This is a genomic window from Allobaculum sp. Allo2 (assembly GCF_022701175.1).
Lineage (GTDB): Bacteria > Bacillota_I > Bacilli_A > Erysipelotrichales > Erysipelotrichaceae > Allobaculum > Allobaculum fili.
On record NZ_CP078088.1, the window covers coordinates 571,180 to 586,747 of the forward strand.

At 48.9% G+C, this 15,568-nt stretch carries 19 protein-coding genes and 4 pseudogenes; 12 read left to right on the forward strand and 11 right to left on the reverse strand.

Translation table 11 applies throughout. The features are described from left to right. The first annotated feature begins 98 nt into the window (after window positions 1–98). The 6 genes and pseudogenes from KWG61_RS15890 to KWG61_RS03430 all read left to right on the forward strand — a co-directional run bounded on the left by KWG61_RS15890 (window position 99) and on the right by KWG61_RS03430 (window position 4,369). Window positions 99–547: pseudogene (locus KWG61_RS15890) on the forward strand (glycoside hydrolase family 99-like domain-containing protein). Then, a pseudogene (locus KWG61_RS03415) lies at window positions 435–1,187 on the forward strand (glycoside hydrolase family 99-like domain-containing protein). The pseudogenes KWG61_RS15890 and KWG61_RS03415 overlap by 113 nt, the downstream one beginning before the upstream one ends. Further along, complete coding sequence (locus tag KWG61_RS03420; protein ID WP_256460771.1) at window positions 1,156–2,364, forward strand: flippase; 1,209 nt, start codon at window positions 1,156–1,158, stop codon at window positions 2,362–2,364. The pseudogene KWG61_RS03415 and the gene KWG61_RS03420 overlap by 32 nt, the downstream one beginning before the upstream one ends. Beyond that, window positions 2,343–2,624 carry a hypothetical protein gene (locus tag KWG61_RS17025; protein ID WP_367614251.1) on the forward strand — a complete coding sequence of 94 codons (282 nt, stop codon included), beginning with the start codon at window positions 2,343–2,345 and terminating at the stop codon, window positions 2,622–2,624. Before KWG61_RS03420 ends, KWG61_RS17025 begins: the two co-directional genes overlap by 22 nt. After that, entirely contained in the window at window positions 2,575–2,781 is a 207-nt protein-coding gene (locus KWG61_RS03425) for a hypothetical protein (protein ID WP_242744939.1), read from the forward strand. The genes KWG61_RS17025 and KWG61_RS03425 overlap by 50 nt, the downstream gene beginning before the upstream one ends. 859 nt (window positions 2,782–3,640) lie before the next feature. Then, window positions 3,641–4,369 carry a hypothetical protein gene (locus tag KWG61_RS03430; RefSeq protein WP_242744940.1) on the forward strand — a complete coding sequence of 243 codons (729 nt, stop codon included), beginning with the start codon at window positions 3,641–3,643 and terminating at the stop codon, window positions 4,367–4,369. 155 nt (window positions 4,370–4,524) lie between these two features. Here KWG61_RS03430 and KWG61_RS15895 read toward each other — a convergent pair whose 3' ends face one another. The 3 genes from KWG61_RS15895 to KWG61_RS15905 are packed head-to-tail and all read right to left on the reverse strand — an operon-like array spanning window position 4,525 to window position 5,614. After that, window positions 4,525–4,998 (reverse strand): branched-chain amino acid transport system II carrier protein, encoded by a 474-nt coding sequence (locus KWG61_RS15895; protein ID WP_256460772.1) that lies wholly within the window; start codon window positions 4,996–4,998, stop codon window positions 4,525–4,527. Next, entirely contained in the window at window positions 4,995–5,234 is a 240-nt protein-coding gene (locus KWG61_RS15900; RefSeq protein WP_256460773.1) for a branched-chain amino acid transport system II carrier protein, read from the reverse strand. The genes KWG61_RS15895 and KWG61_RS15900 overlap by 4 nt, the downstream gene beginning before the upstream one ends. Next, a complete protein-coding gene (locus KWG61_RS15905; protein WP_256460774.1) occupies window positions 5,171–5,614 on the reverse strand; it encodes a branched-chain amino acid transport system II carrier protein in 444 nt (147 codons plus the stop codon). The genes KWG61_RS15900 and KWG61_RS15905 overlap by 64 nt, the downstream gene beginning before the upstream one ends. 217 nt (window positions 5,615–5,831) lie before the next feature. Here KWG61_RS15905 and KWG61_RS03440 point away from each other — a divergent pair, with 217 nt between their 5' ends. Both KWG61_RS03440 and KWG61_RS03445 read left to right on the forward strand, forming a co-directional pair. Continuing rightward, window positions 5,832–6,332, forward strand: a complete 501-nt coding sequence (locus KWG61_RS03440; protein ID WP_242744941.1) for a hypothetical protein — start codon at window positions 5,832–5,834, stop codon at window positions 6,330–6,332. After that, window positions 6,296–6,550, forward strand: a complete 255-nt coding sequence (locus KWG61_RS03445) for a hypothetical protein (RefSeq protein ID WP_242744942.1) — start codon at window positions 6,296–6,298, stop codon at window positions 6,548–6,550. Before KWG61_RS03440 ends, KWG61_RS03445 begins: the two co-directional genes overlap by 37 nt. A 256-nt stretch (window positions 6,551–6,806) precedes the next feature. Here KWG61_RS03445 and KWG61_RS03450 read toward each other — a convergent pair whose 3' ends face one another. Further along, a complete protein-coding gene (locus KWG61_RS03450; protein WP_230266540.1) occupies window positions 6,807–7,958 on the reverse strand; it encodes a M20 family metallopeptidase in 1,152 nt (383 codons plus the stop codon). A gap of 353 nt (window positions 7,959–8,311) precedes the next feature. Between KWG61_RS03450 and KWG61_RS03455 the strand changes: the two are divergent. From KWG61_RS03455 to KWG61_RS03470, 4 genes and pseudogenes are all read left to right on the forward strand, one after another. Beyond that, a pseudogene (locus KWG61_RS03455) lies at window positions 8,312–8,991 on the forward strand (hypothetical protein). Between the two features lie 38 nt (window positions 8,992–9,029). Continuing rightward, window positions 9,030–9,479: a hypothetical protein gene (locus tag KWG61_RS03460; protein ID WP_242744943.1), complete on the forward strand. Its 450-nt coding sequence runs from the start codon at window positions 9,030–9,032 to the stop codon at window positions 9,477–9,479. Window positions 9,480–9,516: 37 nt separating this feature from the next. Continuing rightward, complete coding sequence (gene dapF, locus KWG61_RS03465; RefSeq protein ID WP_230266542.1) at window positions 9,517–10,374, forward strand: diaminopimelate epimerase; 858 nt, start codon at window positions 9,517–9,519, stop codon at window positions 10,372–10,374. Between the two features lie 96 nt (window positions 10,375–10,470). After that, window positions 10,471–10,932 (forward strand): GNAT family N-acetyltransferase, encoded by a 462-nt coding sequence (locus tag KWG61_RS03470; protein ID WP_230266543.1) that lies wholly within the window; start codon window positions 10,471–10,473, stop codon window positions 10,930–10,932. Window positions 10,933–10,974: 42 nt separating this feature from the next. Here the strand turns inward: KWG61_RS03470 and KWG61_RS03475 are convergent. From KWG61_RS03475 to KWG61_RS03510, 7 genes and pseudogenes are all read right to left on the reverse strand, one after another. Further along, a pseudogene (locus KWG61_RS03475) lies at window positions 10,975–11,819 on the reverse strand (DUF4422 domain-containing protein). Then, entirely contained in the window at window positions 11,816–12,025 is a 210-nt protein-coding gene (locus KWG61_RS03485; protein WP_242744946.1) for a hypothetical protein, read from the reverse strand. The pseudogene KWG61_RS03475 and the gene KWG61_RS03485 overlap by 4 nt, the downstream one beginning before the upstream one ends. Window positions 12,026–12,036: 11 nt before the next feature. Then, window positions 12,037–12,792 (reverse strand): glycosyltransferase, encoded by a 756-nt coding sequence (locus tag KWG61_RS03490; RefSeq protein WP_242744947.1) that lies wholly within the window; start codon window positions 12,790–12,792, stop codon window positions 12,037–12,039. A gap of 152 nt (window positions 12,793–12,944) precedes the next feature. After that, on the reverse strand, window positions 12,945–13,859 hold the full coding sequence (locus KWG61_RS03495; RefSeq protein ID WP_242744948.1) for a glycosyltransferase family 2 protein: 915 nt from the start codon (window positions 13,857–13,859) through the stop codon (window positions 12,945–12,947). 192 nt (window positions 13,860–14,051) lie between these two features. Then, window positions 14,052–14,294, reverse strand: coding sequence for a hypothetical protein (locus KWG61_RS03500; RefSeq protein WP_242744949.1), 243 nt, complete (start codon window positions 14,292–14,294; stop codon window positions 14,052–14,054). Next, window positions 14,270–15,130 (reverse strand): hypothetical protein, encoded by an 861-nt coding sequence (locus tag KWG61_RS03505; protein ID WP_242744950.1) that lies wholly within the window; start codon window positions 15,128–15,130, stop codon window positions 14,270–14,272. Before KWG61_RS03505 ends, KWG61_RS03500 begins: the two co-directional genes overlap by 25 nt. After that, window positions 15,127–15,270, reverse strand: coding sequence for a hypothetical protein (locus KWG61_RS03510; RefSeq protein WP_242744951.1), 144 nt, complete (start codon window positions 15,268–15,270; stop codon window positions 15,127–15,129). The genes KWG61_RS03505 and KWG61_RS03510 overlap by 4 nt, the downstream gene beginning before the upstream one ends. Window positions 15,271–15,568: the final 298 nt, after the last annotated feature.

The window sequence follows — 15,568 nt, forward strand, 5'->3', positions numbered from 1 at the left end:
ATTTCATACCTCACGAAAAAGTAGATACTCAATTATTGACGATTGAAGGTTAGCTGCTAATTGAACTGGCTCTTGTTATTAGATTAGAAAGGCCCTATATGAAAAAGATTATCGCTTTGTATTTGCCTCAGTTTCATAGAATTCCTGAAAACGATGAATGGTGGGGGCCAGGATTTACGGATTGGGTGAATGTAAAAAAGCTGTTCCCTTATTTAAAGGGCATTTACAGCCTAGAGTTCCTCTTAACCACAATTACTATGATTTAAGCGATCCCAAAGTTCTTGCAGACCAATCTAGTTTAGCCCTGGCTTATGGAATTGATGGATTTTGTTTTTACCATTACTGGTTTAATGGGAAGCTTCTGCTTGAAAAACCGGTTGAACAGTTACTGACAAATACGGATGTAAAAATTCCTTTTATGTTTTCCTGGGCTAATGAGACCTGGGCAAGGACCTGGGACGGTCGAGAAAAAACATACTTATTCAGCAAGAATATGGAGGGGAAAAAGACTGGGAATCCCATCTGCAGTATTTTCTGCCCTTTTTAAAGATGAGCGATACATCAAAATCGATAACAAGCCAGTTCTGCTTCTTTATACTTCTTCTCGAATTCAAAACTGTGCAGAGATGGTCGATTTTGGAATAGAAGACTGCGCGAATATGGATTTGATGGAATCTATATTCTCGAAACGCTTAACTATATTCAGCCAAAGCCTGTTTTACCAAATGCTGCTGGGACAATGACCTTCGAACCTGTATATACTTTTTCGAACGAGATGAAAAACAGAGCCTTCCAGCAAAAATCGATCGTTTTTGAAGGTAAATATGAATTTACATAAACTTACGAAGTATGACTCAAAAAGTGTGTTTGAAAATATAGCCAATCGCTCGCAACCTGAAAACAATAACCCTTCAGTCTGTGTTGGATGGGATAATACAGCGCGAAAAGGGAAAAACGGCAGCGTGATGGTAGATAATGATCCGCAATATTTTAAGGATACGCTGCATAAACTCATGACTGAAGATACGACAGGACCATTTGTATTCATCAACGCATGGAACGAATGGGCCGAAGGAACGTATCTTGAGCCAGATAACTTTTATGGAACCAGATATCTGGAAATCATTGAGCAGGAGAAACAAAGAGAGAAAACGAATGACGAAAAAACGGAAAAGCCTAAAATATAACTTCATTATTTATATTCTCCGAACTTTGGTTGTAACCTGCTCTTCCTTGTTGATTTTCCCTTACGCCTCTCGAATGCTTGGTGTAGCACCGATCGGTAAAGTCCAATACATTCAGTCAATCGCATCGTATTTTCAGCTCTTTGCCTCGTTTGGTGTGACGACTTACGGAATTCGTGAAGGCTCTAAACACAGGGATGAACCTGTATTGCTGAACAAACTAATTATTGAGCTGATTGTAATAAATTTTATCTGTACTGTGATTTCTCTAATCGCCTATGGATTGTTTACTGCTTTATTTATTCCAGATACTTACTCGAAACTGCTATGGGTATTTTCGGTATACATTATTGTCTATGGCTTAAACTTTGACTGGTATTTTAATATCTATGAGCAATACACCTATATAACAATTCGATCTGTAATTGGTTCGCTTTTATCTTTAGTAGTTGTATTTCTTTTTGTCAAAAGTCCTCAAAATTATCTTATTTATGCAGTGTCAATCGTAATTCCTTATGCTGTCAGCTTTATTCTGAATGGCGGAGAGATTGTAAAGAATTTAACGCGTGTTCAATTGTCCTTGAAATCGATAATGCGTCACTTGAAGCCTTTGACGGTAATTTTTTCTGTTATTGTCGCGACGAACGTATATTCATTACTTGACTCCTCTATGCTTGGAGCTATGCAGGGAGATATGAGTGTGGGGCTCTATACAGCAGCTTCAAAACTGACCAGACTTGCTTCAACTTTTGTTACTGGAATATTCGGAGTATTTACTCCTCGTTTGACTTATTACATAGGCTTGGGAAACAAAGAAGAGTATCGCAAACTGGCAACAAAGATTGCTCGTCTGATTATGCTGGGCGGAATTTTAATTAGCGTATATATGTCAGTATTCAGCAGACAGCTGATTACCCTGTATAGCGGTGAAGCTTATTTAGCTGCAGATCCCGCTATGAAAATTCTCTCTATTAATTTTCTGTTTTCGATTGTTGACTGTTATATGGGATGGCAGCTCCTGGTGCCAAACAATAAAGAATCCGTCATGCTGAAAGCCACGATAGTCGGTTCAGTAATTGACGTTCTTCTTAATCTTCTTCTGATCCCCGGTTTAATGTACTTGGCGCAACTGCTGCCACCTTTGCAGCAGAAATTTCAGTGTTTATTCTCCTCTTCTTAAATTGCAGGCACATGGTAAAACTCAATTCGGTGAAAAGAACCGTACTCAAAACTCTTCTTTCTGTTGGCGTTACGGTGGTTGGTATATATGCTCTCCAATTAAACGTTCTGAATTGGAAAATGGCGCTGCTTGTGGTCCTCCCACTTGCCCTAATTGTGAACTTAATTCTCTTATACTTGCTCAAAGAAAAGACTATTTTAGAGGTGTGTGATGAAATCAGAAGTAGAATTTCAACCCGCAAATATTCGAAAAACCAGTAAATATCTTCCTTGGCTGTTAATCATCTTAGGCGTTGTAAGTCTTTTAGTTATTCCCTTGATTGGTTACAAACAGGTTTCCATTCCGCAGATTTATCAAGATGAATTTGGGTATTGGGGAGATGCGGCTTTTTCAACGGACAGAACTGGTCGACTGTAATTTCGACGATTCCGTACTATTCTTTTGGATATTCGCTGATCCTAAAGCTATTCATTAGCTTAACTGGATCCTATACGAATGCTTATGCCCTGGCCCAAATGGTTAACGGGCTATGGTTAGCGCTAACGTTCCTGCTGTTAATTCGTCTTATCAAACTGCTCTATCCTAAAACTATTAAAAGCAGTTGGGCAATTTTTTTCGCTTATATATCCGTTGTCTATGCTTCGAATATTCTTAATTCCCATTTCACATGGCCTGAGTGTTTTCTTTCGCTCTTGGTCGTGATGTTGACTGTGCTTTTGTTAAGTTGCTTAAAACATACAACTTGATTTATTTTATAAGTATTTCTGTTTTGTGTGCCTACATCTATTATGTGCATCAGAGAATGATAGGCTTTGTTCTCTCTGTTTTTATAATATTAGTTATCTCGGTTTTTTTCAAAAACAAAGAGAGATGCCATCTTAAAACTTCTCATTTTTTTCCTTACTTTTGGAATCATCTACTTTTTGTTTTCGCTTTTGAAGACGGATCTGATCAATAATCTTTGGGTGTCCAGTCCTAGTTCCAATGTAAATAACATTAGCGGGCAGGCAGGTAATATTCGATATCTGTTTACTATTTCAGGTATACGTGATTTTCTGCTTTCTTTTTCCGGAAAGCTATTTTATCTGTTTACTGCGACTTTTTTGTGATTCCACTTCTCTTGCTCCGTAGTGTGACAAGACTGTTCAAATGGATTCAGGGAAAATCAAAACGGCACCAAAAAACTGGGGAAAATGCCTGCGCGGATGAGTTGGCTTTGGTTTACTTATTTGTCTTATTGTCCTTTCTTTTATCCGCAGGAATCAGCTCGGTTTCCATGATTACTCCAACGACAATTAGCCATGTGGTTTATGGCAGATATTTGGAGCCTCTTTATAGTGTTGGTCTGGCCCTTGGATTTGCAGAGCTGTTTCTTAGAAAAATGAGTTTTACAGAGTTGTTGATCTTAATGGGTATTTACGCTCTAACTGTTCTTTCGGTTTCCTGGCAATGCAATCAGGGTGAGCTTCGATGGAGAGCACCGGTGAACAATAGTGCAGTTACATGGTTCGTAAAGGAAAACTGGATTGAATTGAGAAACTGTCTCTTACTCACTGGGATTGGAGTGGTGCTGCTCTTTATGGCAGAGAGAAAACGGATTCTCTATTGCCTCATTCTAACGATAATGGGGATTTACTGGATTGTTACGGGCAATCAAGCTTACAAGGATCACGTAAGTGATTGGGGTGCCTATCAAGAAGACAATGTGGCAATCTCAGAATATATTCGCAATTTCGAAAATCAGCATGATGAAAACATACAGGTAGTTATTGTAAATAGCGATATTGGTCGGCTTCCGAGCCGTAACCCAGGCAATGGCTTGCAGTTTTTAAATCCAAATGCAGAATTTGAGGTCTACTCAGAATGGGATCAGAGTTTGGCTAAGACGTTCGAAAATGGAGATGTTCCCGGACTTCTTGTTACTTCAGAAGCCGCTGATATTGAAGGTTTAGATGAGCCTGTGTATACCACTGACCATTACCAGATCTATATTCTGAAAGAATGAACAACCCAATAAAATTTTCAGAACTCCGCTCAGAAGATTTTGAATGCTTTACAAAAGAATGAAATCTAAAAAGCGAAGGCTTTAAGACCCGGATGTTTCTTAAAGAAATCCTCAGGAAGTCTGAAAGTCTTCGCTTTTGTTGGTGAAATGAGCTTTTATTTCGCAGCGGATTTTTCCGCAAGGCTTTTGCGAACGGAATTGTACAGACCGATCGCAAGAATCAGAATCGCGATCGGGCAGATCCAGGAGAGCAGGGTTCCGGACCAGGAAAGGATGGAATCCAGACCGGTGCAGGCGACAACGGCGCCGGCAACGGTAAAGGTGATCAGCCAGGAACGGTAGGAAAGTTTGCCGAACGTTTCCTGGAAGTATTCCGCGCAGCAGGCGAGAAGACCGGAGCAGACGTTCAGGCAGGCGATCAGGAAGATCAGACCGGAAAGAATGCGTCCAAGGCTTCCCCAGGTCTGAGTAGCCGCGGCAGAAAGAATCTGCGCACCGTTTGTGAAGGAACCGAAGAGCACGCTGTTGCGAGACGAGCAAACCGCCAGAAGAATGTACACGAGAGCAAGAAGAATACCGGCGCAGACTGCGGAAAGCGCAAGCGCCTGATTTTTCTTCTTGATGTTCATTTTTCGATGTTGGTCGTAATCAGAATGCCAAAGCAGAAGGCGGCCAGAATATCCATGGTCTGATAGCCTTCGTTCAGGCCGGTCCAGAAGGGGCTGTTCGCAAATGCGGCAGCCGGAGCGGAAACACTGGCTGGCGCAAACAGAAGCGGAATGCAGACGCAGAGGATCAGAATCAGAAGAATCGGGCCCATGATCTTGCCCAGAATATCCTTAAGCTTTCCGGGATGGACAGCCATGAAGTAGGCGGCAATAAAAAGAGACAGATTGCCGCAATCTGAACGGGTCTGGCCGGAATCAGCCAGGACCACATTTCCATCGCGGTTCCGGCGGTACGCGGAATGGCGATGCATGGACCGATCAGTAAATAGACGATGGTCATGAAAATTGGACCGAGCGGCTTCCAGATTTTGCTGATCATATTGGAAGCGGTCCGGTACGGGGCGATGATGCAGATGGAGACAACCGGCATGACCACACTGGTGACGAGCATGCCGCTTAAAGCCGGAACGAGAGCACTGCCTGCCTGCGCCCCAAGGTAGGGAGCAAAGATCAGGTTTCCGGCGCCGAAGAACATGGAAAACAAGGTGATTCCCAAAATCAAAATATCTTTAGTCATAGAAAAATTGTAGCATTCGAAGACAATTCCATACTTTTATAAGTGCATAAAGTACATCATCCAGACGAAAACGTATTCATATTTCGTTTGCCCCCTGCCAATTCACGAATTCCATGTTCTGCTACAATAAAATCCAAAGAGAAAGGCAGGCTGAAGGCCCCAGAACCTGTAAATAAGCCTTCAGAACAAGAGAACGATTTGCAGAAAGGAGCAATGTATGGAAACAGTTCCCTATAACAAGAAAATTTCCGACGCCATTCAGGATGTACTCGAAGGCGGAAACTGGAAATACGATTTTGATGAGATCAACGGAATGTTTACCCTGACGTTCGGGTCGTCTCAAGGACTGAATTACGACATGCTCATCCTGACCGGAGAAAAAGATTTTGAAACGACCATGAGCTTCCCCGTCGGAACGGAACGAGACGATCTGGATCTTATTTCCACCATGGCGGAGTTCATCTGTCTGGTCAATTACGAACGTCCTCGAAGCCTGTTCTTCTACCATCCGCAGCGCGGCGAGATCCGCTACCGGGAGCGGGTGAAGGTCAATCCATACAATCCGGAAAAGGAAAGCGTTCTGGCGAGTCTGGTCATGGCCATTGGAGAAATTCATTCCATTACGCCGGGGATTCTGGCGATCCTTTTCAGGGTGCAACGGCAGAAGAAGCTCTGGCGATCATGGAAGCGGGCCACGATCTGGTATCCAGTTTCATGAACGCCCTCGAACATAACGCCACCGCGGAAGACTTCATTCTTTCCGACGAGACGGATTCCGAGGGAAATCCGAAAACCCCGCGCGCCTTTCGCTACGCGATCGATCTGAACACCGGGGAGTTCCTGAAAGGGGAATTCATCGACCCGGATGAAGAAGAGGAAGACGACGAGGAAGATCTGTTTAAGGACCCCGAAAGCTTCGATTCCTCGCTCAATTAGTACGGCGCAGATTGTACCGCGCAAAAGTCTGCATGCTGCAGCCGCTGGCTTTGTTGGGGTATTGCTTGAAAAACAGATTTACAATCGCGGGTGCGATATCCCAATCGATCCAGAGGATCGTCTGGAAGCCGTTCGGAATTAAAAAGAAGCAGGATGCCCGCTGGACCGTATGGACTGGCGGGCAACTTCTGTATGCGCTCGGTTCAAGGGCGTGATTTATGTTTGGATTCCGGTGGGCGGCTTTCTGCAGAGAAACCTAGAGCGCGCTGTCTCGATCCGGAAAATGCAGTAGGGAGAGCGCTTCGAACAGATCGGCTCCGGCCAGGAGAAGGTCTTCCTCAAAGTCAAAGTGCGAATCGTGCAGTTCAATTCCGGTTCCCGTTCCGAGGAAAAAGAATACGCCGGGAACTTGCTGTAAATACCCGGAGAAATCTTCGGTAATGAGCTCTGGCTTCTCGAGAATCTGCAGGCTGGGAATCTCCTTTTCGATTGTCTGAAAAAGCGTGCGGTCATTGATTACTGCCGGGTAGCCGCTTGAAAAGGAAAGTTCGATCTGCACGCCGCGCTTCTGGCCGATTTTATGGCACAGATCTTCGATGGAATTTCGCAGAAAGTGATAATCTGCTTCTTCAAAGGCGCGCAGCGTGCCTTCCAGCACGCATTCTTCGGCTACCACATTGCGAATGCGTCCGCCTTCCATTTTTCCAAAGCGCAGCAGGCAGAACGAATCTTCCGGCATCGACGCCACAAGCGCGTAGGCCTGATTTAAAACATCCATGCAGGCTTCAATCGCATCGGCCCCTTCCTGAAACCTGGCAACGTGTGCGGCTTTGCCATGAATGGAAATCGTGACTTCACACGAGCGGGCCATCAGCGGGCCCGGACGGCTTGCTATGGCACCTTTTTCCAGCAGCGGCCAGAGATGCATGCCGAAAATGCGGTTCACGTGATACGTCTCGAGAAGCCCGCTTTCGACGATCGGCTTTGCGCCGCCTGGATTTTCTTCGCCGGGCTGAAAAATCAGAAGAACGTTCTGATCCAGATCGCGATAATAGCGTTCCAGCCGATGCGCGAACAGAAGCAGATTGCTCATATGGCCATCGTGTCCGCAGGCGTGCATGCGCCCTGGATACCGGCTTTGATACGGCTGACCCGTCTGTTCATTTACCGGAAGCGCGTCCATATCGCTGCGAAAGGCGAGGGTACTTTCCTTGCCGGCATCAAAGAACGCTGCAACGGCGCAGGGAAGCGGATGCGTTATTTTACACGACAGATCGCTCAGCGCATTTTCGATGTAGGCACATGTCTTTGGAAGATCGAGTCCCAGTTCAGGAATCTGATGCAGATCGCGGCGCCACGTCCGGACCTGGGCGATTTCTTCCGATCGAGTGAAATGTTTTATTGTCATGTAACAAGTGTATGAAACCTGTTTGAAAATGGGTTTCATAAAAACAAAACGGCTTCGGATTGTGGTGAATCCGGTTCAAATTCGCTACACTTCAACCATTCCCGAGCCGTTTTTAACAACGAAAGACGGGAAACTGCAGGGCGGTTTGCGGCAGGAAAAAGCCGGATTATGCAATACCGCAAACCGGCAAAATGGAAAAAGGAAAGGGAACGAATCCTATGAAAGAAGACGTATTTGCGCGGATTGAATCCGCCGATGGCGATGTGACGATTTCGGGCGTATCCGCTGCCGCTCTGGCAAAAGAATGCGGAACGCCGCTTTATATTTTCGATGAAACCGGCCTGGAACAGACGATGCAGGCGTATGTGAACGACTTTAAAAGCGATGAATTTGAGACCCGTGTGGTTTTCGCCTCCAAGGCGTTTTCCAATAAGGCGGTTTTAAAGCTCTGCGCTGAAAACGGACTGTATATCGACTCCGTTTCGCTGGGCGAAATTTACACGGCGAAAAGCGCCGGCATCGATTTGAGCACAATTTATTTTCACGGCAACAACAAAACGAAAAGGAACTGCGCGCGGCGCTGGAATGGGGCGTAGGTACGCTGATTCTTGACGGTCTGGAAGAAGCGCAGACGCTCGTTTCGATCGCGTCGGAATACCCGGAACGGAACATGCGCGTTTTGCTGCGGATTAATCCGATTGTCGAAGCCGCCACCCACCATCACATTCAGACGGCCGCACCGGATTCGAAATTCGGCATTCCCATCACGATGGAAGAGCGAATTGTCGAAACGATCCGCACCGTCCAGCAGGCCGAAAATCTTCATTTTGCGGGTCTGCATGCGCACATCGGTTCTCAGATCTTTGAACTGGAGCCGTACGCGAAGGAAATTGAGGAATTCGCCGAATTCATGGTCGTTCTGAACGATCGCTATGGCATTGCGATCGAAGAAATCGATCTGGGCGGCGGTTTTGGCGTCTGGTATTCCGAAGCGGATACGCCAAACCCCATTGCCAAAACCTGCGCCTTTTAATTGACGCCTGTCAGAAGACATTCACCCGCTACGGCTTTATGCCCGAACGGGTGACCATTGAACCGGGCCGCTCGATTGTCGCGGAATCCGGCTATCTGCTCTATACGATTACCCGCATTAAACAGGGCCTGAAAAACCGTTTCTATCTGGTCGACGGCGGCATGTCCGATCTGATTCGACCGGCGCTTTACGATGCCCGCTACACAGCAAGCGTCGTCGGCGCACCCGAAGATGCCCCGACCAGCCTGGTCACGGTTGCCGGAAAATGCTGCGAAAGCGGCGATATCGTCATTCGCGATATTGAACTGCCTGAAGCGAAAGAAGACGATCTGCTTCTGATTTATACGGCCGGTGCCTACGGCATTTCCATGGCCAGCAACTATAACAAGCAGCCCTTCCCCGGCGTGGTCTTCGTCAAGGACGGAAACTGGCGCTATGTTCTGAAACCGCAAAGTCTTGAGGAAATGATCGCCCACGAGTGCGAATAATCTCCCAGTCGGACGGGATAGAAAGAAGGAACGGCGTATGGATGTACAGGTTTCGAAATACCATGGATGCGGCAACGATTTCATTTTGATTCGCGAAGAAGAAGCCGAACGCATCGACGATTTGCACGATTTTATCGTGCAGGTGTGCGATCGGCGCTTTGGCATCGGCGCGGACGGCCTGATGGTCGCCCGTACCCATCCGTTTTTCATGGAGTACTACAACCAGGACGGCTCCCGGGCCCCCATGTGCGGCAACGGAATCCGCTGCCTGACCTGTTTCCTGCGCGATCAGGGCTTGCTTGAACAGGCCGATTCGGTAACGATCGAAACGCTGGCTGGAACCAAGACTGTCGAAATCATCAGCCAGAAGCCGTTTCTGGCCCGCGTTGCCATGGGAAAGCCAATCGACGATCCTGAAGCCATTGGCGTTCATGTATCCGATCCGGACGCCCGCATTTACAACTGGCCGCTGTCGATTGGCGATCAGACGGTTTCGATTGATTCCTTTTTCATGTCGACCGTTCACACCCTCGTTTTTGATGAAAACGCCATGGGCGATATCGAAGCAAAAGGCCGCGCCATTTGCGAGCATCCGCTGTTTTCCGAAAAGACGAATGTCAACTTCATTCATGTCCTTTCGCCCGATCAGATCGAGATTCAGACGTTTGAGCGCGGCTGCGGGGTAACCCTGGCCTGCGGAACGGGCGCCTGCGCAAGCGTCATCGACGCCCATCGCAAAGGCCTCTGCGGCACAAGCGTGGATGTCAAACTTAAGCGCGGAGCGCTTCACATCGATATCGATGAAGAAGAGTCCGCCTGGATGACCGGACCGGCCGTCTGCGTGCTGGAAGGCACGTTTCACTGGATGCCTTCTGCCAAAAGCCCGATCGAATAAAGCGGAACGGGAACCGGAAGCAAGAGGGAAGAAAAAGCGGGACTGCCAGGAGAAAATGGCAAGGATCGATCGAATGGAAAGGATGGAAACCATCGCATGGAACTGAGAGCGTACACGCCTGCGGACTGCAGGGAAATGCTGGAATTGTTTTATGACACCGTCCATACGATCAACGCCCGAGACTATTCCCCAAAACAGCTCGATGTCTGGGCGACTGGAAAAGAAGATCCGCAAGCCTGGTGCCAGTCCTTTCTGGCGCATTACACGCTGGTGGCTGTGGAAAACGGGAAAATCGTCGGGTTTGGCGATATCGATTCGAGCGGCTATCTCGACCGCCTGTACGTGCATAAGGACAGACAGAATCAGGCCATTGCCAGCACGATCTGCGACCGGCTCGAACAGAGCGTCGACAAAACGATTACCGTTCACGCGTCCATTACGGCCAGACCGTTCTTTGAAAAACGGGGCTATCGCGTCATCCATTCCCAGCAGGTGGAACGCCGCGGCGTTCTCCTGACGAATTTCGTGATGGAAAAGGAAGCCCAGAAAACGAAGTGAAAACAATAAGAGGATGAAAAATACCGCAAATACGCAGTTTTTTCATCCTCTTTCGTCTTCATCATCTTTATTCTTCGTTCGTTTCGTTTTCGACTTCTCCGGCCTTGGCTCACGCGTGCGCGTCCGGGGTCGAATGTTTTTTGAAAGCGAAAAGATCATTCGGTTTTTGACGCGCCGCAGGGAAAGCCGCAGTTTTTGCGACCGGCTCAGTTCCGGCTGCCAGACGGGCAGACGGTGGGCGCGCAGATCGCGGGAACGCACGTATACATTGAGCAGCCGCTCGGAAAGAAAGCCGTAAATGCGCTGCTGGTAGGCATTGCGGCCGTCCAGCGATATCTGTTTCTCCAGTTCTTCCAGAATGGGGAAAAGCCAGGCGCAATAGTCGTCAAAGCGTGCTTTGGAGCAGGCCATCATGTTGTACTGGCTGATGCCGCCCTGCGCCATGATCGCATCCCACGCCTGCACATCCTTTTTGCTTTTCGCGGCAAGAATTTCTCGAAGCGTATCGAGATCCTGCGCAAAGCCGGATTCGATGCAGTACTGTTCATAGACGCTTTCGCGATACGGTTCGAATTCCGCCAGGCACACATCATAGCCGTCCAGAGCCTTGAGAATTTCCGGACCGCTCATTGCTTTGTTTTTCCAAAGTAGCGGCGATAGTGACTGATCGAAATCCAGTCGCTTTCGGTATCGTTTTTCCAGATCCAGTACAGCCCCGTCAGTTCGCACCAGCTTTTGTTTTTGGAAGCGATGTTGTCTTTCGTGTTGTCGCGCAAATAGCCAAGATATTCGCCAAAGCCGACTTGAAGCGGAACAAAAGACGGATCGGCAGGGGGTGTAAAGGCTTTATGCATGATGATGTACTGCCGCAGTCTGCCCTCTGTCATTTCTGGCTTTCCTTTCCGGCGTTCAAATAAATCATTTCCAGCTTTCTGGCCGCTTCCTTCACTTCGTAGCCGGACGCGATGATTTCATCGCGGGTGTCGGCGCGCGGACGGGCAGCTTCTTCGAGAATCTTCTGGGCCCATGTCGCTGGCGAATCATCCAGAGACAAATAGAGCGCCAGCGATTCGATCGGCAGCTCATGCGCCACCAGCGTGGACGTTACGACGGGCAGACCGGTGCACTGTGCTTCGACGCCGACGACGGGAAGTCCTTCAAAAAGGAGGGAAGGACAAAAACGTCCATCGCATTCATCAGATGGGCGATGTCTTTACGAATCCCAAGAAATTTCACGGCATCGTCTAATCCTTTTTGCGAGACAAGCTGACGGATTTCGTCCATCGTTTCGCCCTGACCGGCCAGAAGCAGGACAGAATCGGGGCGGCGCTGATGAATCTGTTCGAACACTTCGATCAGAAACGGGTGATTTTTCTGGACGCTGAACCGTCCCACGTGGCCGATGACCAGCGTGCCGGGATCGATGTGCAGCTCCTTGCGGATTTCCTTTCCCCAGGCGGGTTCAAAGTGGAATTCGTTCAGGTCTACTGCGTTTTTTACCACGGTGTACTGATGGTTTCGAATGATGGACGGCGGAAATTTCCAGCGGGCCGCCAGATCCGAACAGGCCAGATATTTGGTGGGGTATTTGAGCAGGTACGGAATCGAGATCGTCTTGATGACGCGGTACTTGAGATTGTCAAAGCCGCCGCAGTGCGAGTGGACAAAGACGTTGGGCACGCCGGCTTTTCGGGCCAGCTTGGAGCCTTCCATCAGGGCGTACGTGCTGCCGGAATGAAAGTGAACGATAGGATAGTGATGTTCTTTTAAAAACGTCTCTAAAGACGATTTGAAAACCGCGTTGTTGTGTTCGCCAAAGGGATGTCCGGCCGCAAAGACGTGCGCCCCCATGGATTCCATTTCCTTCTGGAGCGCCAGATTATCGACGGTAAAGGGCGTGAAAAATCCATCTGGACTTTGTTTCGGTCGATGTGGCGGTACATGTTCATTAAATAGCTTTCCTGACCGCCGTTGGCAATCGGTTCGCGAAAGACTTCAAGTACGCGGATCATTCACAGTCTCCTTTCGTGGGGAAAAATGCAGGCCGGATTTCGAGGCAGACCAGATGATGGCCAGCCTCTCTTTTTATGATCGGGAGCATGGAGAAGAACCCGTGCAGTGTGCAGGCAAATTTTCGCCATCTGATACAGCTTGCGCGAAAAGCCTTCCTGTCTCGCAATATACACCTCATTACGATACGCATAGCGATAGCGATCCAGCCGGTCATGTGAAGCCCGGCTGATATCGGAGCCGACATTGTCGGCGCATTTATGAATGACGACACTTTCGGGAACGTACCAGCACGGATAGCTTGCGCTGATCCGTCTGGTGTATTCGACATCGTCGCCCCAGATGAAGAAATCTTTCAGGGGCAGACCGATCGCTTCAATGACCTGAGCCCGCAGGAAAAAGGAAACGAAGGAAGCCTGCCGGATCGGCCGGTCCATTTCGTCGGACTGCTTTCCCTCGATGAATTTGGGTTCGTTCATACGGCAGTACGATCCGTCTTTCCAGAGCACTTTGGAGGCGAGAAAGCCAAAATCCGGGTGCGCTTTGCCAAAGGCGAGCAGAGCGGCCAGCGCATCGGGGCCCGGAATGGCGTCATCGTCCATTCCCCAGACGCAGGAATAGCCCATCAAAACGGCCTGCCGCAGCCCTTCGCAAAAACCGCCGGCACCGCCGATATTTTCGTCAAGGCGATGATAGACGATCTGAAGATTGCGGCTTTTCTGGCAAGCTAAAGTTTTCGGATCATTTTTCCAGGCATGCACGGTGTCTTTGGTTCCATCGGTCGATGCGTTATCGACAATCAGAATCGAACACGGATGACTTTGCGCGAGAAGGGCATTCAGACATTCCACAAGCAGCGCCTTTCGATTGTAGGTGACCACGACGGCGATCGTCTGTTCAGGATGAGAACGCGCCATACGTGGGCCCTCCTTTTCCTGCAGTCGAAGCCGCCGGCCTGGATGAACGCAGCGTCGCTTTCGAAGATACTTTGCGGATCTTCTCGCTGTGTCCGTCCGCTTCAAAGGCGTCTTCGGACGCTTCGTGAACCGAAGTATGCGCGGCTCGGGCAGTTTTCAGGCGCGTTTTGAAATGCGAAGCAAACCAGCGGCTCAAATGGGAAAACGGCTGACTGAGCAGGTGACTGGCGTACAGAAGCAGGGGTTGAACACCGGATTTAACAGGCGGACTTCATTAAACGAGAAGCAGTACACAATAAAGAGCGCGATCATCAGCGGAACATTTTTCTTGCGGTACGCCTGCCAGGCGATGCACGAGCAGCATCCCAGCACGAGCAGCCATTCAAGAACGCCAAAGTTCAGCAAAATATTCAGATACGAGCAGTCGACATACAAATACGTGTCGCCCGCAGTCGTGGCCGGTCCGTTTCCTGCCAGACAATGTGCTTTCCGGCAAGAGACAGACCGTACTGATCGAACGCGGTGCGCGCATTGGCCAGACGGCCGGAAAGCAGTCCGTTCAGACTTTCCCAGAACGGCTGCCCGGGCGTATACGCCAGCATAAGTCCCAGCGCCACGATTGCCAGAACGACCGGCAAAAGCGCCAGACAGATTCCAAACCAGCGTTTATGCATGAACGAAAACCAGGCCGGATGCGACTGCAGCAGCCCAATCAGAATAAGCAGAAGCAGGGAAAGAAGAAACGCAAAGCGCGTATCGGTCAGGAAATAGAACAGAACGCTCATGCCCGCAAGCGCCATAAGCGCCGTCGTGTTGAGCGCGCGCAAATCGCAGAGCAGCAGCGCAATCAGAAGAAACAGAAAGAGAACCGGCGCTGTGCTGACCCACGCAAAGCCGAGGGCATGACGGGAACGCTCCGTATCCATGATCACATCGGGAAAGACGTGCAAAACGCTCAATGCGAGAACGAGCCCTAATACCGTAGTCAGCACGAGTAAATACACGCGCAGACCGCGCCGGAGGCTGAGGGAGCGAAACGCGAACAGATACAAGGTCAGAATCGCAAATTCTGTACTTCGCGAAAACAGAAAGACCAGAACGCTGACGATCAGAACCGTCCAGACGACGATGGGATTTTGCCGTCGCTTCGACAAGGTAAGACTGAGCAGCGCCGCGCCAAGCATCAGCACATAGCCTCCGTAGCGCAAAATCGTAAAGAACAGATCAAAGCCGCGCGAATACGAGGCGGCGCCCTGGGCCGATACGATCACGAAACCCATCCACGATGTGAAAAGGAAAAAGTCAGAAGCAGTTCGAGAAGCAGGGAAGAATGGCGCAGAGAATACGCGATCAGACGATTGGCGCGCAATCGCTCTCTGAACAGGGAAAAAGACTGGGAAACGGTATGCATAAAGCGGCTCCTTTCGAAGAGATCGAAAAACGTTCTGCGCCAGTTCGGGGATGAATTTCTTCGAAAGAAAAGGGCAGAAACGAAAACGGGAAGCAGGATGGCATAAGCCTGTTGAAAAAAATATATCATTCTTTTTGCGTATTCCCCGGTTTCGACCGCCCGAGGGCATCTGTCGATGGAGTAAGAAAACAAAGGACAGCGCCAGAAAAACGCTAATCCGCGCGATCAGAACGCAAGCCAAAAAGGCTGGGGAAAGGGAAACCCGTCCGTGGGCGCACAGAAAAACAGGCTCGCCATC